Origin of the sequence: Methanobrevibacter sp., assembly GCF_045130115.1 — an archaeon.
Taxonomy (GTDB): Archaea; Methanobacteriota; Methanobacteria; order Methanobacteriales; family Methanobacteriaceae; genus Methanocatella.
The window spans coordinates 66590-87109 of sequence record NZ_JBGUPC010000054.1 but is presented as its reverse complement, the minus strand read 5'-3'; the positions used below and the strand labels follow the sequence as shown (position 1 = coordinate 87109).

At 33.9% G+C, this 20520-nt stretch carries 18 protein-coding genes and 1 pseudogene; 9 read left to right on the top strand and 10 right to left on the bottom strand.

From position 1 onward, the window contains the following. Positions 1 to 172 precede the first annotated feature (172 nt). Positions 173 to 1714, bottom strand: coding sequence for a hypothetical protein (locus ACJMML_RS09490; RefSeq protein WP_405307084.1), 1542 nt, complete (start codon positions 1712 to 1714; stop codon positions 173 to 175). Between the two features lie 142 nt (positions 1715 to 1856). On the opposite strand from ACJMML_RS09490, the gene ACJMML_RS09485 reads away from it, so the two are divergent. Next, entirely contained in the window at positions 1857 to 2042 is a 186-nt protein-coding gene (locus ACJMML_RS09485; RefSeq protein WP_405307083.1) for a hypothetical protein, read from the top strand. A gap of 23 nt (positions 2043 to 2065) precedes the next feature. Here the strand turns inward: ACJMML_RS09485 and ACJMML_RS09480 are convergent, their stop codons facing one another. The 3 genes from ACJMML_RS09480 to ACJMML_RS09470 form a co-directional block, all read right to left on the bottom strand. Then, entirely contained in the window at positions 2066 to 2509 is a 444-nt protein-coding gene (locus ACJMML_RS09480) for a hypothetical protein (RefSeq protein ID WP_405307082.1), read from the bottom strand. A 247-nt stretch (positions 2510 to 2756) separates the two neighbouring features. Then, on the bottom strand, positions 2757 to 2909 hold the full coding sequence (locus tag ACJMML_RS09475; protein WP_405307081.1) for a hypothetical protein: 153 nt from the start codon (positions 2907 to 2909) through the stop codon (positions 2757 to 2759). Positions 2910 to 2944: 35 nt separating this feature from the next. Continuing rightward, positions 2945 to 3499 (bottom strand): flavodoxin family protein, encoded by a 555-nt coding sequence (locus tag ACJMML_RS09470; RefSeq protein WP_405307080.1) that lies wholly within the window; start codon positions 3497 to 3499, stop codon positions 2945 to 2947. A gap of 386 nt (positions 3500 to 3885) precedes the next feature. Between ACJMML_RS09470 and ACJMML_RS09465 the strand changes: the two genes are divergently transcribed. Both ACJMML_RS09465 and ACJMML_RS09460 read left to right on the top strand, forming a co-directional pair. Further along, on the top strand, positions 3886 to 4347 hold the full coding sequence (locus ACJMML_RS09465; protein ID WP_405307079.1) for a hypothetical protein: 462 nt from the start codon (positions 3886 to 3888) through the stop codon (positions 4345 to 4347). Between the two features lie 105 nt (positions 4348 to 4452). Next, positions 4453 to 4665 (top strand): annotated as a pseudogene (locus tag ACJMML_RS09460) (sodium-dependent transporter); the annotation flags it as partial. 73 nt (positions 4666 to 4738) lie between these two features. On the opposite strand, the gene ACJMML_RS09455 reads toward ACJMML_RS09460, so the two are convergent. Further along, entirely contained in the window at positions 4739 to 8860 is a 4122-nt protein-coding gene (locus tag ACJMML_RS09455) for a right-handed parallel beta-helix repeat-containing protein (protein ID WP_405307078.1), read from the bottom strand. 180 nt (positions 8861 to 9040) lie between these two features. On the opposite strand from ACJMML_RS09455, the gene ACJMML_RS09450 reads away from it, so the two are divergent. From ACJMML_RS09450 to ACJMML_RS09440, 3 genes are all read left to right on the top strand, one after another. Beyond that, complete coding sequence (locus ACJMML_RS09450; protein ID WP_405307077.1) at positions 9041 to 9745, top strand: hypothetical protein; 705 nt, start codon at positions 9041 to 9043, stop codon at positions 9743 to 9745. 241 nt (positions 9746 to 9986) lie between these two features. Beyond that, a complete protein-coding gene (locus tag ACJMML_RS09445; protein WP_405307076.1) occupies positions 9987 to 11156 on the top strand; it encodes a cytosine permease in 1170 nt (389 codons plus the stop codon). Positions 11157 to 11421: 265 nt separating this feature from the next. After that, positions 11422 to 12321 carry a hypothetical protein gene (locus ACJMML_RS09440; RefSeq protein WP_405307075.1) on the top strand — a complete coding sequence of 300 codons (900 nt, stop codon included), beginning with the start codon at positions 11422 to 11424 and terminating at the stop codon, positions 12319 to 12321. Between the two features lie 225 nt (positions 12322 to 12546). Here the strand turns inward: ACJMML_RS09440 and ACJMML_RS09435 are convergent, their stop codons facing one another. Then, positions 12547 to 14355 (bottom strand): right-handed parallel beta-helix repeat-containing protein, encoded by a 1809-nt coding sequence (locus tag ACJMML_RS09435; RefSeq protein ID WP_405307074.1) that lies wholly within the window; start codon positions 14353 to 14355, stop codon positions 12547 to 12549. Positions 14356 to 14500: 145 nt separating this feature from the next. Between ACJMML_RS09435 and ACJMML_RS09430 the strand changes: the two genes are divergently transcribed. Further along, entirely contained in the window at positions 14501 to 14950 is a 450-nt protein-coding gene (locus ACJMML_RS09430) for a GNAT family N-acetyltransferase (RefSeq protein WP_405307073.1), read from the top strand. A 23-nt stretch (positions 14951 to 14973) separates the two neighbouring features. Here ACJMML_RS09430 and pyk read toward each other — a convergent pair whose 3' ends face one another. Together pyk and ACJMML_RS09420 are read right to left on the bottom strand one after the other, a co-directional pair. Continuing rightward, positions 14974 to 16377, bottom strand: a complete 1404-nt coding sequence (pyk, locus tag ACJMML_RS09425; RefSeq protein WP_405307072.1) for a pyruvate kinase — start codon at positions 16375 to 16377, stop codon at positions 14974 to 14976. Between the two features lie 180 nt (positions 16378 to 16557). Further along, on the bottom strand, positions 16558 to 17268 hold the full coding sequence (locus tag ACJMML_RS09420) for a ThiF family adenylyltransferase (RefSeq protein WP_405307071.1): 711 nt from the start codon (positions 17266 to 17268) through the stop codon (positions 16558 to 16560). Positions 17269 to 17357: 89 nt separating this feature from the next. On the opposite strand from ACJMML_RS09420, the gene ACJMML_RS09415 reads away from it, so the two are divergent. Then, the gene (locus ACJMML_RS09415) at positions 17358 to 18113 is read left to right on the top strand and encodes a TatD family hydrolase (protein ID WP_405307070.1); all 756 of its coding nucleotides are present in this window, start codon (positions 17358 to 17360) and stop codon (positions 18111 to 18113) included. On the opposite strand, the gene ACJMML_RS09410 is transcribed toward ACJMML_RS09415, so the two are convergent. Further along, entirely contained in the window at positions 18110 to 18658 is a 549-nt protein-coding gene (locus ACJMML_RS09410; protein WP_405307069.1) for a hypothetical protein, read from the bottom strand. The genes ACJMML_RS09415 and ACJMML_RS09410 overlap by 4 nt on opposite strands. Before the next feature lie 114 nt (positions 18659 to 18772). Further along, on the bottom strand, positions 18773 to 19588 hold the full coding sequence (gene surE, locus ACJMML_RS09405) for a 5'/3'-nucleotidase SurE (protein ID WP_405307068.1): 816 nt from the start codon (positions 19586 to 19588) through the stop codon (positions 18773 to 18775). Between the two features lie 92 nt (positions 19589 to 19680). Between surE and ACJMML_RS09400 the strand changes: the two genes are divergently transcribed. Continuing rightward, positions 19681 to 20349: a class I SAM-dependent methyltransferase gene (locus tag ACJMML_RS09400; protein WP_405307067.1), complete on the top strand. Its 669-nt coding sequence runs from the start codon at positions 19681 to 19683 to the stop codon at positions 20347 to 20349. Positions 20350 to 20520: the final 171 nt, after the last annotated feature.

Sequence of the window (20520 nt, the reverse complement as noted above, 5' to 3'; positions counted from 1 at the left end):
TATTTCATTAATAATTATTGCAATACTGATGGTGTCGATTATTTTAATATAAATCATAAAATTCAATTATCAAAAATAATACTTAGGTTTAAATTGAATGTTTTCTAACCAAATATTCAAAACTAAAATATCATCAAAAATTAAAAAAAAAGTTAAGAGGAATTAAAATCCTCTATACTACAGCAATTTTATATTTATAGACGTAATAATATCCATATGTATAATGGTAATGTGTACTTGTTTTGCCACAAGGGCATTTGAATTTGGAAGTTACTTTAACGGTTTTTTTGCTGGCCTTATATTTGTGTGATTTAGGTATGTATTTAATTTTAACTTTGTTAGTTATTGCCTTTTTGTAAGTTTCACCATTTTTGGTAAAGCGTTTGAAATGTTTCATGATATTAAAACCGGAAACATATGCTATGGCTTTTCCATTTTTCACTGGCCCATATGTGGTTTCACCAAGAGATTTTATTTTAATCTTGCCGTTTTTGACTTTTTTGCCGCTTTTAGTCAAAACTTTGATGATAACTTTTTTAGAGCGGCCTGTATAAACAGATTTGTCTTTAATAACGATTTTAGTTTTAACACGTTTTTTCATGACGGCTTTAGCTTTGACCTTTTTGGAATCCTTATAGTTGGCGCCTTTGAATTTAGATGCGTATTTATATGTTTTCACTTTATTTAATTTGACTTTTTTGATGGCAATACCTTTTTTAACAGCAGCAGTGTATTTTTTCCCGTTGATTTTGAAAGTTACTTTTCCTTCGTTGACCTTTTTACCTCCGCTAGTCACTTTTGCTTTAAGTTTGATTTTGAAACCTTTATATTCTGTGACTTTAAATGCTTTGATTTTGACAGCAGGTTTTCTGATGGTGGCTGTCTTTTGAACAACATTTGCATTTATATCTGCATCAGCTGATGAATATTCGACTGTCCAGGTTCCGGCACCTACAGGCGGTGTGAATGAAGCCTGACCGTTAGAATTCATAAGATAAGTCTTAGTTACTGTTTTTTTAGTCTTTTTGTTGGTGAATTTAACAGTGATATAACTGGAAGTAATCGGATTTCCAGTTGCCTGATCTGTCATTTTGACAGTCATCTTTGCACCGGAATTATAATATGAGTTATAATTGTTGGCGCTGATTACTGCTGTTCCGCTAACTCTTAAAACAGCAGTGTCCATAACCACATTGTCATCATAATTCACAGCCCCTAAAACATAAGTGCCCGGAGCAAAAGTATTTTTTGCAAAGGAAGGATGATAATCCCTTGCAGTTGTTTCAGTACCTTTTAATTCCTTATTATAAACTATATTTCCGTTTAAATCCACAACACGCAAATAAAAATGAAAAGATTCTGAACTGTAAGTACAAGGTTCCATATAGTATGAAATTGTCTTTTCTTCAGTGGATGAAATTTCATAGTGATCCTGTAAATCAATTGTATACCAGATTGAATATACAACTGATAATGTTTCATCAGATGTGTCCATGCTTGAAATGGAACTATCTTCTGATACGGCTAAATTTTCCCCCTCGCTTGACTTTTCCAAGATGTTTTCTTCAATATCGTCAAATTCAGTTGAAGTTTCTTCAAGATTTGCATCATCTGCAGATAAAACATCAACATCATCAGCCGCACTTGCGGTCGACACTGCACAGATGCCAATTATCAGCAATAGCAATATCAAAATTCGTTTTTTTCTTTGCATTTTATCCCCCTTTATCAATGATTTAAATAGTTTTCTATAATAGCATATATGTTTTGTATCTTATTTAAAGGGATTGTAAAAAATAATTTCCAGTAATTTGCACAACAGAAAAAAATTTTGCTTTTAGCCATTTCAAATCAGGATGGGACATGACTCTGGAATGAGTAAAGAGAAAATTGATATAAGCCCTGGCGGGAAACCACCCAGTTTAGCTACTAATCCTACTGCATCAACACTCATAAAAAGGATATTGTTTAAAGCGAATGTTTTGAGAGGAAATAATCAAAACGAAATTAAAAAAGTTGTTCTTTTAAGGTTAAAAAAATAAAAAAAAGAATAATGATTTTCACATTATTCGAGTGTTGATGGGTCGATTGGTGTTAGGTTGTTTAACTTGTTGAACTCTTCTAATGCATCATAGATCTTGTCAATAGAAACGTTGTCGTCATTATAGGCATAAAACTCGATTACGTACTCCTTGTCATTGATTTTGACAAGTTCATCAATTCCTGCCTGTTCGTTGACTCCATCTGTGTAATTGAATGTGTTGTTTATTTTTCCCGGAACGGTTGTGTATTTGACGTCGCTGTCGTTTTCAAATATTGACTTTAACGGTTTCACTTCCTTTTCATTTATTATGTCAATGTTGACGTTGTTTGCATCGTTTGCGTAGTTGCCGGCACCCAGATTTTCAAATCCCTCTGCAACCTTTATGTCTGAAATTTCTACTGCAGCAACCATTCCTACAGCACATATCAATATTAGTATTGCTAAACTTATTTTTGTTAGTTTCATCTTTTCACCATATAATATTTAGGCATGCCTAATATATATAATTTTAGTTCAATATGGAACTGGAATATATATTAGTGTTTAAAGCGAATATTGGTGAAATAATTAAAACTAGGCAAAACATAAACACTTTAACCTGTGAATCATAGTTAATGCCCTATTGTACAGGCATTAACACATTCAAGGCAATTATCACATTTCATTATCTATTCTGACAGTGGAAATTAATGTCAAAATTTCCAGTTTTTAGTTAATTACTCCATTTTCTGCTGAGTTCCTTATCAGAGAACTCACTATACTCTTTGCAAACCTTATACTTCTCTGATACGTTTTCTTCAAAGAATTTTAAACAATAATCCTTTTTAGGACTGTAATTCTCACAATCTGCATGTATATTGCTCATAGTATCACCTTGAAATAATTAAAAAAATTGAAAACTTAAATTAAGTTTTCGCCGAGATCTCTTGCTTTTTGCAATTGTTCTTCCTTATTGTTGATAGCTCCAGGAACATTATTGTCATCTAAATTAATAATGTCACCTGTTTTAAATCCTAAAACTTCAAAAGCTGCCATTTGAGTATTTAGTGAACCTTCAAATGCTTCAAAAGGAGCAGCACCATGGGTTGCAATTATTGAAACCTTTTTATTTGAAAACAATTCTGCATATTTAGGATTCATGAAATAAGAATATAATCTGTCGATTACTAGTTTTGCCTGAGCGTTCACGTCACAGAAGTATATTGGGCTTGCTAAGATGATTCCATCAGCTTCCTCAATTTTTTGATAGATGTCTTGCATATCATCATTTAAGGCGCATTCGGAATCATGCTCTTTACAGTGGTTGTCGCCTTGACATGGTGTGATTGTTAATTTGTTAACATCAACAATCTCAGTTTCAGCACCTTTTGCAGAAGCGGCATCCAAAGCAGCTTCCAAAGCGATTCTTACATTACTTAATTCTCTTGGACTTGTATTAATTCCTAAAACTTTCATAATAAATATCTCCAAAATATACTATTATATTATATTTAAGTATTAATATTAATATTTTATTGCCGTTTAAAGCAGATGTTTTAATTTAAAGCGCTTAACTGGAATTATACAATAGAAAAAGGATTATAATATTTGATTTATAATAATTGAATATAAGAATGATTTTTATCAGAGTTTGTGACGATTTGGGAGTTTTCTCCTATAATATTCACAATTCTATTTTTTCAGTTAATTGGACAATATCCCATTAAGTTATAGAAGAATTCCGTATTACCTTTTTAAATGGGCATTATCAAAAAATAATGTTTAACTAATATCATTTTCACTGAATAACATTTAGAAAACTATATCTAAGTGAAAAATATATTAATTATTGGAGGTGTATAATGAACAAAAAAATTATTGCAATACTTGCATTGTTAATTGTTGCAACAAGCATTGGTGCAGTTTCAGCTTTTGACCTAAGCGATATTTTCGGTGGTGCTCAAAATGAAACAGTCACAATTGACGGAGTTGATTTCAATATTCCTGATGGTTTTGAGGTAGACCCTACAAATACCACTGATAAAATGTTGGAACCACTTAAAAAAGAGGGTGCAGAAATTAGTTCCCAATCTTATATAAAAGATAATACTGGAGTAAGTCTCTTTGTTGTTAACGTTACCAACGGATTAACTGTTGAACAAGCTTTACAAGCTATGGGAGGAGACGAAAGTACAATTAATAATGTAACTGGTAACATTATAAAAGATGGCGATATCACCATGTTTGATTTTGAAAAAAATAATCATATCGTGTTGATCTCAACAAATGATGAAAAGGTTATCGGCGACTTTTTAATAGCTTAATCATAAGCTATTATTTTATTTTTTTTATTTTACTTGTTTTTTTAAAATTTAACTTATAAATGATTAAAAAAAAGATTGTTCAAAAGATTAGAGGCTAAAAGAATTATGACAAACCAAAGTCAATGGAATTCACGAACAGCTTTTCTTTTATCCATGATAGGTGCTGCCGTCGGATTGGGGAACATATGGCGTTACAGCTATGTGGTTTACACCAACGGTGGAGGAACATTCCTTATCCCATATTTAATTGCGATTTTAATAATGGGTATTCCGTTTCTCATAATGGAGTATGGCGTAGGTTTCAGACACAAACATTCAGTTCAAACTGATAAAGATGAGCAAAATTAGAAATTTATGAATTATTGACAAAGCCCTAAAAAAATCATGATGATTAGTCATTATAATCATCAGGAAGGTTATCTTCAAATGTGCATGACTCCAATTCTAATTTCTTATCTATGGATGATATTCCGCCTGCCCTATGGGCGCTATTTTTGGAAAAAGTGGAGTGGCTCACTCTCAATAATGGATTATATGTTGTCTTGAGTCCTGAAACCGATAAGTTATTATAAATTGCACCTCCTTCCCCTTCAACTTTATTGTTAGAAAATTTCGAATTATTTACAACCAAATCACCATGTTCATTATATACTGCCCCACCAAAACACGGTTTCTCAATTGTTGGTGTGCACACCTCATTATCACAGAAAAGCGAATTGAGAATTTCTGAATCTTTAAAAGCTCCCAAATATATCGCTCCACCACGACATGATTTTCCAAATACTTTATTGCGGGTGAAAGTTGAATCATGTATATTCAAATTATCTCCACCATCAAATATTGCTCCTCCCCCTCCTAAAGGGATTGAATTCACACCCATGCTGCGGCAAATACTATTAGTTGAAAATAAAGAATTTTTAATTTGTGTGTGACCATTCGCATTAAATACTGCACCACCATTACCTTTTGCTGAATTTTCACTGAATCTGGAATCTGAAATGGACAAATCACCTTTATGCTCTATTGCACCCCCGTCGTTATTATTTGAATTATTTTTTGTGAATATTGAACCTGAAATAGATAAATTGCCCTTATGCTCTATTGCACCACCACCATACTTTGCATTATTATCTTTGAATGTTGAACCAGAAATTTTCAAATCACCTTTATGCTCTATTGCACCGCCACTGCCATCTGAAATATTTTCGCTCAGAATGGAATCTGAAATAATCAAATCGCCATTACAACTGACTGCACCACCCTCAGATGAAGTGTTTTTGGACAAAGTTGTAGAATCACAAATTGATAAGCTGCCTTTATGATAGATTGCACCACCACTGCCTTTTGCTGAATTTTCACTAATAAAGGAATTGGAAATTCTTAATTTGCAGCTGTCGCCATATATTGCACCGCCCTTACTGAATTTTGCATTGGCCACATTATTGAATAGAAATGAACCTTCCATATATAAACTGCCAAACATATTGAATATTGCAGCAGAACTTTCTTCAGAAACATTGCTTGAAAAGACAGAATCATAGATGTATAAATCAGCACCTCTGGAATTATATATTGCTCCGGCACTATTCTCCGAGACATTGCCATTAAATTCACAATTTTCGATTGTTAACTTGTCATTGGTGTTGATTCGTATTGCACCTCCATGATTATTTAAAAGATTGTATCGGCTTTCAGATATTAATCCATTCTTAAATTTGATATTTTTAAGGGTGATATTCTTACCGGTGATTATAAAAATACGTGATTTTTTATTTCCATCAATGGCGTGGCCATTCCCATCAATAACCAAATCATCAATGTCCAATTCTACTCCGCCTTCATAATAATCACTTTCATAGGTTTCTAAACAGAAATCATTTTCTAAAATAATTTCCATGTCACTGTTTTCATGTATCAACTTATCCAAATGTCCAAAATCGAAGTTCTTTTCAGGAGGAATTATATCTTCATCAATATCAATTTTACCAGACCCATAAATGCTGTCCAGTATTTCTTTAGATATTTCTCTAATTAGAATATATCCCTCATTTAATATGATTTCCCCTTCATCTTCAATTTTTGAGTTCTTTAAAGTTAAATTGGAGAGGTTATGAATAATATTGGAATTGGAATCTTTTAACTGATTATTTGAAAAAGTGCATTTTTCCAAGTTGTAGAACCTTCCTTCATTGTGCATTAACGATTTTTCAATATTATTGCTTAGGAATTTTCCATAGAAAATGCCTAAATTGGAGTTTTCCGGAGATCTGTTACATATACAATATTTAAATTTGTTTTCATCAAAAGCAGTGCCATGAATTTCCATATAATCGTCATTGATAATGCATTCAGCAACATCATTTTTCAAAAGCATTGCATTGGAAATGTTCATAGACCCCCTGTTATTGTCAAATAGCTTTCCTTTTCCATTATTATTAGAAAATTCGCAGTTAACAATTTTGAAATCATTGTCAGTGTTATTGTAAATTAATGCATTCTTCCCAATTGCATTATCATAAAAAAGGCAATTTTCAATTGTTGAATTTCCATCATTATTACATATTGTTCCATATCTTGTACCAAACACTAATCCGTTGTATTTTTCATCATTGTTATTATTTAACTTAGAATCCTGAATGTGCAGACTGCCTTCCTCATTATATGCAACATAGGCATTGTCATATATGTCCGATTCAACAATATTCAATGTTCCTTTATTGTATAATGAGTATCCGGAAAGGTTATCATATACTTCGGAATTGAAAATATTCAATTGACATTCATTATATAATGATGTGCCCATTCTTCCAAAATTATGATATAATGCACAATCATGGATATCCAGTTTGCCTTTATTATGAATTGCAGAAGAGTGATTTTCATATAATCTTGAATTATGAATCGCCACCTCCCCATTTTTATCATTAAGTATTGCTCCCTTGGAATTATCTGAAAAAACAGAATATCTCACACATAACGAACATTCTTCCCCATTGAATACGCCCACACCGGAATTATGTGAAAAGGTTGAATTGATTATGGTTAAATTGCCTTTGGATTGGTTTACTACTGCCGCAGTTTCATATAAAAAAATATTTCCAGCTTTAGAATAGGAATTTTTAAAATTTATATTTTTAATTATAACATTTTTACCAGTTATCCGAAATATCTGTGATTTGCCTAATGCATCAATAGTATGGTCATTTCCATCAATTATCAGATTATCCTTATCAATGGTTATTCCATCAAGAAAAACGTCACGTTCATCGTTGAAAATATTTAGCTTGATGTCCTTATCTAATTTTATTTCCTTATCTCCGCAAGCAATCAGATTATTCAAATAGTTAAAATCGCTTTGATTTTTTTCTATAAGGGGTTCATAGATTTTTCCCTCATTATGTATCTTTTCGAATAATGATTTGGCTGTATAAACACCCTTTTTGTTATGAATTGTTTTAAATTGAGTGTCAAAATTTAATTCCATATGAATAAGTAACTCATCTTCATTGAATATATCATCCGAGAATTCCCCATTAGATTTATTATTTTCAAAGGACGTTTTTTCAATGGCCATGTACCCCTTGTTGAGTATCGCTCCACCCTCACCTGAAGCTGCATTATTGAAAAAAAAGGAGTTGGCAACTTTAAGATTTGAAAATACATTTCCAATTGAACCCCCAGATTCCTCTGAATCATTATTAAAAAATTTACAATCATCTATTTGTGAATTTGTATATTCCAATTCAATGGCTCCCCCTATTTTTGAATGGTTGCTTATGAATTTCGAATTTTTTATTTCCAAATTTGAATATTGGGATTCAATTGCGCCTCCACCATCACCGGATGCATTATTATCTTCAAATAATGTGTTGTCAATACTCATTTCTCCATCCCTAATAAGTATTGCACCAGCGGAATATTGTGCATAATTGTTTGAAAATGCGGAATCTTTAATATTTACTGTTGAATCCTCTGCACTGTAAATTACTCCCGCCCACCTTTCTGATTTATTATTGGCAAAATTTGAATTGAAAACATTGATTGTTTTGCGGTTATATATTATTCCCCTATCTTCTCCAACATTATTTGAAAAAGTAGAATTGATGATATTCAGAATACCATCATTATAGATTGCGCCCCCTTCACCCGCATTTCCCTTTTCCAAAAAAAGGTTTTTTAGCACAATTCCATTTCCTGAAACATTAAAAATCCTTGTTTTTCCCTGTGCATCAATGGTGAATCCGTTCCCATCAATAACCAAATCGTCGATGTCTAATTTTATACCTTCCAAATATTCCGACTTCTCATCATCACCTAAAATTATATCAGATTCTAAAATAATATGTTTTTCTTCACTGTGGATTAAATTATCTAAATATTTGAAATTTCTAACTTTTTCATTTGGTGGGGATTGGTCAATTATATCATTAGTTACAATATTCTCATCATTTCGAGATTCGTCTTCTTTTTTACCAGACCCCAATGCCTTTTTAACCTTATCAATGAAACCCATCATGAACACCTGCAAAACTATAATATTAATTAAATCAATTATATTTAATAAATTTAATTAGAAAAGTATCTTCTTTACATTTAATCTACTTATGGGCTATAATTTACATGTTCCACAGATTTAATTTACCATTTTTATTAGAGTATATATGTTGAATATTTCTATACTGAAGGATCCAAATTGGCCGATAACGTTCTTGTTGTTGTTTTTGCAAATTGTGCATTTGAACTGTTTACTGCATTTGGGATATTTTCCATTCTAGGATACATGACCTATACCTCCGGAACACCAATAGCCCAACTCGTCAGCGAAGGAACAGGACTGGTATTTATAGTGCTTCCAAGGATTTTCGAGACCATGGGCCCAATAGGACATGTGCTTGCGCCAATGCTTTTCATATCAATACTGTTTGCAGGAATAACTTCTTCAATAGCTGAACTCGAGCCTTTGATAAATTCACTATGCCACAAAATGGATTGGTCACGTAAAAAAACAGTGACCCTACTATCAATATTCGGATGCATGTTATCATTATTTTTCACAACAGCCATCAGCAGTTATTTGATCAAAGTTGTTGACGGATTTTTAACAGATTTCTGGATTATCCTATTAATAATACTTCAGTGCATAATATTTACATGTTTCTATGATATTGAAAATGTAATTCCTATGTTGAACGAGAACAATAGGCTGAAAGTTGGAAAAACATGGGTATTTATACTCAAATATATATTGCCAGTATTTTTATTATTCCTATGGATTAGTGGAGTATATAATTTAGCAGTTGATTCCAATAATCTCGAAATAATCATTTACATAATTATTACAGTTTTTATCTTGATTGTCAGCTACATATTTACGCATATCAATAAAATTCATGATTAGCAACTCAAAATAGATTATTTTAGGTATTGTTGTGTTTAAAGTTCACAGGATAATTTAAAAACTGTTTTTTAAACTAGAATTATTCTTTCACAATAATATAAAACCTTACAGACCCGTATTTAAAAAATTGCTGTTAAATTAATCTAATGTACAGTTTTGTACTAAAAATTTTTATATATTATCTAATTCTATTTATAAATAGATTATTTAAAAAATTAATTTTATTATTGAGTGCAGAAATATGGAGAATCGTACAGGACTTTTTACCAACATGGTCATATGGTTCGGTGTTGCAATTTCAGTTTCTGAAATTCAGGCAGGCATACAAATCGGATCTGCAGCACCGATTAATTCAATATGGGTTCCATTGATACTTGGACATGCAATAGGAGGCATAATGCTTTATTTCGTCGGCCTTATAGGGGCACGCCTTAGAGTCAATGCAATGGAATCAATCAAATCAACTTTTGGTAATCCCGGTTCCAAGTTTTTTGCAACACTAAATGTGATGCAGCTCATTGCATGGGTGGCGGTATTGAATGCACAGGGCGCACAGGCACTGATGGGATTGAATATACCGATATCCTTTACTCTCACATGCATAATTCTGGCGGTTCTTATTGCGATATGGGTTTACATAGGACTCAGACGTACCTCAAAAATAACAAGCATAATAATGATAATTTTAACAGTGCTGCTTGCAATATTGTCCCTCAAGTTATTGGGAATGAATGATTATCATTTAATGCCTATAACAAACTCAGCGACATTGACCTTCTGGAACATATTTGAAGTCTCAATTGCAATGCCTATTTCATGGCTGCCTGTGATTTCCGATTATACAAAGGATGTTGAAAATCCAAAAAAGGCGACAGCATTATCAGCATTGGCATATACTGTCGCAAGCCTTTGGATGTACTTCATCGGTATTGAGATTGTATGCATGGGAACTGTCGACATTTCACAGGCAATTATCATTTCAGGGCTTGGCGTACAGGGAGTCATCATTCTTGTCCTATCAACAGTCACAACAAATTTCCTTGCGACAAATTCCGCAGGAGAATCCGCAAAGGCGATATTTAACAAGCTGAACCCTAAAATTGCTGGAGTTATAGTCAGCTTTTTAAGTGCTATTTTGGCAATTTCAGGAATTATGGACCATTACATCTCATTTCTTTATCTTATCAGTTCCGTTTTTGCACCAATGGCTTCTGTACTTGTTGTTTCATTCTATTTTGGTAAAAACAATAATGAAGCTAAAGACTGGTATTGGAACATATTCTCATGGTTTGCCGGTTTTGTAGTTTACCAAATTACAGCCGGATTAAATTCCATATTTTTAGGTCCTACTCTAATTTCAGTCATCGTATCCGCTGCACTTGCATATGCATGGATTCTGGTGAGAAGATAATTAAAGAGGATGTTTTTAATGTTAATAATTAAACTGAAAAATGTTTAATAATTAACAAATCCATGGTTTGTTTAATATACATTTATCATTATTACTTAACTAATAACTTTTTTTAAACAATATATTATTTTTAAATTATAAATATGTCCAAATTTATGAATTAATTAAAATGATTTTAATATTATCAACTATTTTCTCAAAAAACATAAATAACTTATATTATTGTAACATATATACTACTTAATGTTTATTGGAGGGAGTAAAAATGAAATTTAAAAATACTATTTTAATAACGCTGCTGCTTTTTGCAGTTTTAACAATAAGCGCAGCAAGTGCATCTGAAGACGTTTCGGCAGATAATATGACAATTTCAGATGAATCTCAAGATGTTATAGAACAAAGCAACGATATTGCATCAAGTGACGATGAATTGGCTAAAGACAATAATGAAGAGATTGTAGGTGATGGTGAAAGTGGAAATAGCAGCAATGGAACTGGCTATGAAGAAGACCCTGGAGCTGATGATGAATTCCCATACCCTTCAGGTTCAAACATGTTTGCACCATCAGTTCAGGTCAAAAGTAAATCCAGCCAATATTTCCAGGTTTATCTTTATGATGGTGATGGCGAGTGGATTTCCAACCATAAACTAACTATAAAAGTATGGACCGGCAAGACAGCAAAAAAATATACCATAAAAACTAATAGGTATGGTGTTGCCAAATTCAATACAAAAAAATTGAAAGTCGGTACACATAAGGTTAAAATCCTTTGTCCTGCAGGATCTTATTTCAAAAAATCTACAGCCACATCAAAAATAGTGGTCAAGAAGAAAATTCCGGAACATGCAATAAAAATTAAAATCAAAGAATCAAAATACAATTATGGAGTGAGCAGGTCATTACAGTATGGAGACCAATTAAAAAGTCTCATTGTAAAATCCGATAACATAGTGAAGATTACAACCGAAAACAGCAAAGGAGCACATTTCAAAATCAAAAAAGTTAAGTTTTTCTTCAAAAACAAAAAGACCGGAAAAATCAAAACCATAAAAGTATATAAAAGTAAATTCAATGAATATAGATGTTTAGCAACAACAAAACTGCTAAGCGGATATACTCCATATAAAGCAAAGGTATGGGTTTTCAAATACCGTACTCACTAAGGGGAATGCCTTTTAATCCCCACTTTTTTCTTTTTTTTAACGTTTGAAGTGAATCTTTTCAGGAAAAATGTAATTAGAAAAAAAAATAAGAAATCATTTGAAAAATATCTTTTTCAATGATAAGACAGATTTTTGTGCAATTTAACCCCCACTTAAGAAGCAGGGGTTGCACCTAAAACCGGTAGAATCACTGATGCATCAATACACATTTGTTAAAGTAATTAACTAAACCACCTTAACCTTAAGTGAATTGTACTTGCAGTATTCACCATTCATAGAGACCACTAATTTATAGATGCCTCTTTTGAGTTTTACCGGAACTTTCAAGTTTAAAGCCCCTTTGGCTGGAAGCTTAATCCAACCTGTTTTGAAAAACCTAGGTCCCTTGAATTTTAACAGGATTTTCTGGTTATGCGGTACATTCCAAGAGGAACCAACCTTGATTTTTAATTTGACATTTCCACGTTTTTTGGAGGTCTGCTTTACATAAACCTTTATCTTATCATAAACATCCTTGGATTTTGGAGCTTTATTACCATTGTATGTGCATTTTGAAACTGTATGTTTTTTTACCTTTTGATAAATTGCCCCTCCAAATTTAGTTGCTGTATTGCTTGTGAATTTGCATTTAGACATTATAGCATTATCACCTGCAAAAACAGCGGCACCTCCTTTTGGTGCCTTATTTTTATTGAAAATACAATTTGTGAGTTTTACAGTTCCTTTATAAATATTAATTGCTCCACCACTGTCCTTTGCAGTGTTCTGATTAAAAGTATTGTCAGTAAAAGTCATTTTATTGGCATTTGAATAGATTGCACCTCCAAATTTACTTGCCTCATTACTGGTGAACTTGCATTTAGACATTACAACATTATCACATGAAAAAACAGCAGCGCCTCCTTTTGATGCCTTATTTTTATTGAAAATACAATTTGTGAGTTTAACGGTACCTTTATGAACCATGACTGCTCCACCACTGTCCTTTGCAGTGTTCTGATTAAATTGATTGTTGGTTAAAGTCAAGGCGGCAGAATTTGAATAGATTGCACCTCCCATTTCAGAAGCAGTATTCTTATTGAATGTTGAATCACTTATTGTTACTGTACCTTTAGTGCTTCCATGAGGGAATATATAAAAGACCCCTCCTTTGACTCCTGAATTTGACTCAAATAGACATTTCTTGAAAACGGATGAAATGGTACCGTCCAAATCAATGATTGAAGATCCAGTTGTTGCACGATTGTTTCTAAATATTGAACTTATCACTTCACATTTTCCAAGTTCATCAATATATATTGCAGTGTGGGCATTTGAAGTGTTGTTTTCAAATAAGCAGTTTTTTGCATACAATTTAGAAACCATATGTCCTTCAATACTATTACTTATCACAGCAACAGTAGACAGATATCCCTTGTTATTTGCCAATGTGCAATCGTACAGGTTTAGATTTGAATTGATGCCTATGCAAAATGCGCTTCCCAATCCTCTTTTAAATTCTTCCCATTCAAGATTGCTTTCACGAATTGCATTGTTGTATTTAAAAACACAATTATAGGCTGTGATATTTGTTGAAGTATGCGAGTTAATAGCACCTCCATTTGCATTATACACCTTATTGTTAATAAAAATACAGTTTTTAAGTACTAAATTGGAATTTTTACACAATTCAATTCCTGCACCGTCAGATTCACTGAAGCAGTTTTTGAAAGTTATATTTTCAACAACCACATTGCATCCTGATTTTATATACAATGCCCTAGCCTTGCCGTTTCCATCGATGACAGTGTTGTTTCCCTTAATTGTCATATCTTTTGAAACTGTAACGCCATCTACATAATTATTGTCAGTTTGTGGATCAAATTTATATTCATTTGACAGATTCACAACTTCTCCTACTTGAATTTCACTGATTTGATTTGATAGGTCAGAAAATGTTGTATTTGCTGCATCCTCAGCATGAATTGACCCCAAAGTCAACAGAACAGCAAATATAATGCCTATCGTTATTAAAGATTTTTTCATTAACTTCATAAAATCACAAACCTTAACCTCAATTAAGTATACTATAACATATTATTTGTTTTTAAACATATATAAGCTAATAAATTCATAACCTTTTAAATCAAATGCAAAAAAAGTATAACTAGTATATGCCAATACAATATTAGATGATTACATGGATACAATTTTAACCGATGAAAATGACAAAAGGTTTCTGGAGCTTGTAAACGAACTGGATAGAGGATACTATGAACGTATAGGTAATGAATTATCAAAATACGACAGTTACAATGAGTTTAAAAATCCTCATGTTGTTCTGTTGGCATTAGACAAAGGCATTCCAGTTGCCTGTGCCAGCTATAGGGCTTTTGATGATGTTTCAGTTGAATTCAAAAGAGTTTATACTAAAAGGGAATATCGCAGAAGAGGAATGGCATATAATCTCATTACCCAATTGGAAAAGTCGGCTGTCAAAAACGGCTACAGATTTTCATATATTATAACAGGCAAAAATAACAAAGCCGCAATCAGTTTATACAAAAAGTTAAATTATAAGTTTATAGATAATTTTGGACAATTTAAAGATGACAATGTCGTCATATGCATGAAAAAGGAATTTAAATAAGACCTTAATTCATGCTTAACTTTTTAAATTTCGACAATTATTAAATAATTGGTTTTTTTGACATCACCTAAAGGAAATCCTCCTGTAAACACAATCAGATCCCCTTTGTTTAGATCAAATTCCCTTTGAGCTATTTTTTTAGCATTATTCATCATTTCATCTGTGCTTTCATATATGTCTGTTACCACCGGTTTGACACCGAAGTTTAAAATGACCTTCTCCGCAATATGATTGGACGGACAGCATGCCATGATTATTGAGTTTGGCCTGAAATTACTAATTCGGCGGGCAGTCAATCCTGTGAGAGTGGATGTGACTATCAGTTTGATGTCTGAGAATTCAACAGAATCAACAACCAGTTTTGCAATCGTGTCGCTGGTTTCTATTGTTCCATTATATGAGACATGCTTTGTATAGTCAACTGTAGATTCCACATATTTGCATATTCTGCTCATTACTTCAACGGCTTCAATCGGATGCTTTCCAATGGTAGTCTCTCCTGAAAGCATGACGCAATCCGTTCCATCCATTATTGCATTGGCAACATCTGAAACTTCAGCCCTTGTAGGTCTGGGACTTTCATACATGGAGGCCAGCATTTCAGTGGCAACAATAGCAAACTTGCCCTTTTGACGGCATTTTCTGATGATGGTCTTTTGAAGCACAGGCAATTCTTCAAGGGGAACTTCAACTCCCAAATCTCCACGAGCCACCATGATTCCATCGGATTCATCAATTATCTCATCAATATTTTCGATGCCCATGCGGCTTTCTATTTTTGAGATAATAAGTGCATCCCCTCCTGCCTCTTCAATTATTCTGCGTGCGGCCATCACATCTTCCTTTGAATTGACAAATGATAATGCAAGATAATCGCAGGCATGTTTTGCAGCAAAGGCAATGTCCTTTCTATCCACATCGCTCATGAATTCCAATTTCAAATCAACACCCGGGACATTGATGGTCTTATTATTTTGAATTTTGCCGTCACTCAATGCCTTGAGAACTACAAAATCTTCACTCTTGTCGATGACTTCCAATTCGAATAATGCATTGTCTATTAAAACAGTATCTCCAACTTCAATAAAATCTATTGCATTGCTGTGATTTACTCCGAATTCCTTCTCATTTCCAACAATGGAGGTCTTGCTCATTCTGATGGTATCATCCTTTTTAAGATTTACTCCTCCGTCCTTGAATTTTAATGTTCGAAATTCAGGCCCCTTTGTGTCATACATGATGGCAAGGTGACTGTTGTATTGCCTGCGCACCTGTCTGATGACTTCAAGTGTTTTCACTATACCTTCGGGTGTGGCATGGCTAAGATTAATGCGTGCACAGTCCATACCCATGTTAACCATTTCACCCATAACCTCCACAGAGTCAGATGCCGGACCTATACTGCAGATAACTTTTGTTTTCTTCATATTTATTCCCTCGAATGCGTTTCCTGAAAATTTGAGTATAATTAAAAATATCTAACTGATTATACTTAATATTAACATTCCCGAAACTTATTAAAATACTGAATTGTTCACAATTTAGAGTTCTGATTTCATTTTGATTATTGAAACTTACTCATTGATAGAAATGGAAAATATCCACAATCAAACGCCTGCAATATCCTTTACCACTTCACCTGCAATTATCAGCCCTGCAACTGATGGCACAAAGGATGTGCTTCCTTTCACCTTGAATTTTCTGCCCTGATTTATTTCACAGTCATTTGTGTTTATCGCATGTTCCTTGGAATATACAACCTTCAGCTTTTCTATGTTTCTCTTTCTCAAATCCTTTTTCATTATTTTGGCAAGGGGGCATACTGAGGTATCGTAAATGTCTGCAACTTCAAACATTGTCGGGTCAAGCTTGTTTCCAGTCCCCATCGAAGAGATGACAGGCACATTCAGGGCATCGCATTTGCATATGACTGCAATCTTTGCCATTATTGTGTCCACGCAGTCAACCGCATATGACAGGTCCTCTGTAATGATTTCAGTTGTTGAATCGGCCATGTAGAATTCCTTATGCACTTCAACGTTTGCATCGGGATTTATTTCAAGAATCCTTTCCTTCATCAAATCCACCTTATATCTGCCGATTGTCTTTGTAGTTGCAATCAGCTGCCTGTTGATGTTGCTTTCATCTATCTTGTCGAAGTCCACTAAAATGAAATTGCCAACACCGCTTCTGGCAAGCCCTTCGCAGACAAAGGACCCTACTCCTCCAAGGCCAAAAACTGCAACTTTCGCATCTCTTAATTTTTCCATTCCCTCATTTCCAATCAACATCTCTGTTCTTGAAAACTTACTTTCCATTCGCTCACCAAAAAATATAATTTAATCTAACTTGTTATATAATAATTGAAGTCGAGACATTAAAAAGTTAATGATGAAGTGATGTTTTTATGATAATTGATACCCATTGCCATGTATATGACTGCGAAATGGAAAATGCCGAAGAGATAATTAAACAGGCCTCAGATAATGATATGCATCTCATATTGAACGGCACCGATTTTAAAAGCAATATGCAAGTTCTGGAACTGGCAGACAAATATGATAATGTCCATGCGGCTTTGGGTTACTACTACACATTGGCCGATGAGATAACAGATGATGACATCAGCCTTTTGGATAGGCAGCTTGAAAATGACAATGTGATTGCCGTGGGCGAAATAGGCCTTGACTATTATTATACAAAAGACAATAAGGACAGGCAGATTGAACTCTTTGAGAGGATGCTTGATTTGGCTGAAAAGCATGACCTGCCCGTGATTGTGCATTCAAGAAAGGCAATGCAGGACACATTTGACGTGCTGAAAAGGCATGATGTAATCGGATCACTTCATTGCTATCAGGGTTCAGCCGAAATGGCAAGGCAATTCATTGAATTGGGTTTCTACATGGGAGTGGGCGGACCGGTTACCATCCCCAACAACAAAAAAACAAGAAAGATGGTAAAAACAATTGATATCAATCATATGATTGTAGAAACAGATTCTCCTTACTTGCCTCCACAGGAAAAGAGAGGAGAAATAAATACACCACAAAACATCAAATATGTCATAAGAAAAATAGCCGAATATCTGGAAATGGATGAAGATGACATCATTGAAATAACATCACAAAATGCTAAAAAGCTGTTCAAATTGGATATTTAGATTTCAGGATAGAAATCGATTTCATAACCTAATTTTTTCATTATTCTCAGTTCGTCCCTTGCATCAATGACTGCATTATGGGTCTCGCAGTAGTCCTCAACACCAAGCATCTGAAGCATCGGCTCAACGCCATAGCCCCTTTTCAATCGGCCTGTTTTGCAGCATGGCAGATGGTCTGGAATGCATGGGTTATGCTGCTTGTATGCTGCAACTTTCATTATATCATGCCAACAGAAATCGGAAAGTTCAGGCAGATGATTCTTGTCGAATGAAGCGTTATAGGCAAACAAATCATCAACACCATTGGAATTCAATAGAATCTTCAAATCATCAATCACCTCGACTCTGTGACCGGTAATTATTTCATGATTGGTCTGTCTCATGCTTTTTGAATACATCCCTCCCACCTTTTCTTCCTGTGGCAGAATGTAGTAACGGGAATCTGTCCTTTCGAAATTCTTGCATCTTGCAATCAGAACTCCAATTGACATTACATTATTGTTCCAGTTTGTTTCAGTATCTATGACTGCAAATCTTCTTGACATTAAGACCACTATCTGTTTTTATTTTGAATTTGATCTTTCTGAGGTTGTTGTTTCCATCAGAAACCATTAACTCTTGAATTCATAAGATGCAAATATATACTTTCAGTTTTGGTTTCACCAGTCCTTCAAATCCCTGCTGGTCATGTTTGCATTAAGGGGGGTCAGGCTCGGACGTTTTTCAACAAAAAGAGCATATCCGTCACTGTTTTCATCATATTCACGAACAAGATTTGATGTAATCATCACCAAATCATCACTGTTCTGATCTTCCTCAAGGGGATAGTTAAATAAATCTTGCTTTTCCTGATTGGAATTGTCGATAACCTGCTTTTCAAGCATCCTATGGGAAAGGTGAGTGATTTTGACCTCTTCAGACTCATAGTTGGTGGGAACATTCAGATTGAACAGGTCCACATCATCCGGAAATCCTTTATTGATGATTTTCACAACAAGGTCATGCAGAACATCTTTTGCCAAATCGAAATCATATTCAAGATACCATTTGCCGTTTTCATCCTGCCGGTAGGATGTTTCAGGATCAATAAACAGAGAAGCAGCTATTGCAGGAATGCCCAAACTGACCGCTTCCAGCGCAGCGCAAACGGTACCTGAGGATGTGATGTCACAACTTATATTCACGCCCTGATTTATTCCGGATATTACCAAATCAGGCTTCACGTCCATCACATAGTCCGCACCGACAATGACTGCATCTGCAGGACTTCCGGAAACGCCGTAGGCAGGACTTCCATCTTCGAGTTTGCATGACTCCAATTTCAAATGTTTGAATAAGGTTATTCGACGACCTACGCTGCTGTTGTTTACATCTGGAGCCACAACATATACATTGGCCAAATCTTCAACTGCCTGTTTTGCGGCCAATATTCCTGGTGCTGAAACACCATCGTCATTGGATATTAAAATGTTCATAATGTCAAAACCTTGAAATGTGTTGTTATTGATTGTATATTTCGATTTTCAATTAAAAAAATATTTCTAATGTCATCGCTAAAAATTACATTATGAATTATGAAAACATTCATATTATTGAAGAGCCTGAACTTTTAGCCAATGCGCGAAATCCCAAAGGAGAACTGGGCGAAAAGCTGATTGAAAAGATGAACATCAATCATGAAGGCCTTGCCCAGTGGAGTTTAAGCCATATCAAAATCACAAGGAATGATAAAATTTTGGATATTGGCTGCGGAGGTGGAGTCAATGTACATAGATTCCTTCAAATTACTGACAATATCGTATATGGCCTTGATTATTCAAAGGTTGCATGTGAAAAATCATGTTTGATGAATGAAGATGCAATTTGCGAGGGCAGATGTGAAATTATTCAAGGGTCTGTTTCAAGCATGCCTTTCGATGACAATACCTTCGATATCGTGACCGCTTTTGAAACTGTTTATTTCTGGCCTGATTTTTTAAATGACTTGAAGGAAGTTTTCAGGATTCTGAAATATGATGGCATGATTTTCATTGCCAATGAGGCACTTCCAAAGGAAAATGACGAACGCCAAATGGAATTGATTGAACTATTGGACATGAACATATATTCACAGGAACAATTGAAGGATTATCTGCAAAAAGCAGGATTTTCAGACATTAACATTAATGTCAAGGAGTCCAGGGACTCATTTACCGGCGAAGATGCAGATTGGATATGCATAACCGCTAAAAAATGATTGGTCAAATATCGAATTTATTTTAAATGAATAGTTTCACATTAAGTTCATGGATTTGATGATTATATCATATCCTGCGGCGAATGATGTCTTCAAAACATATTTTAAAGAAAAAACATAAAACTGTAAATAAGGCACTTTATTGAAATGAGAGTGTATTTTACTTAATTA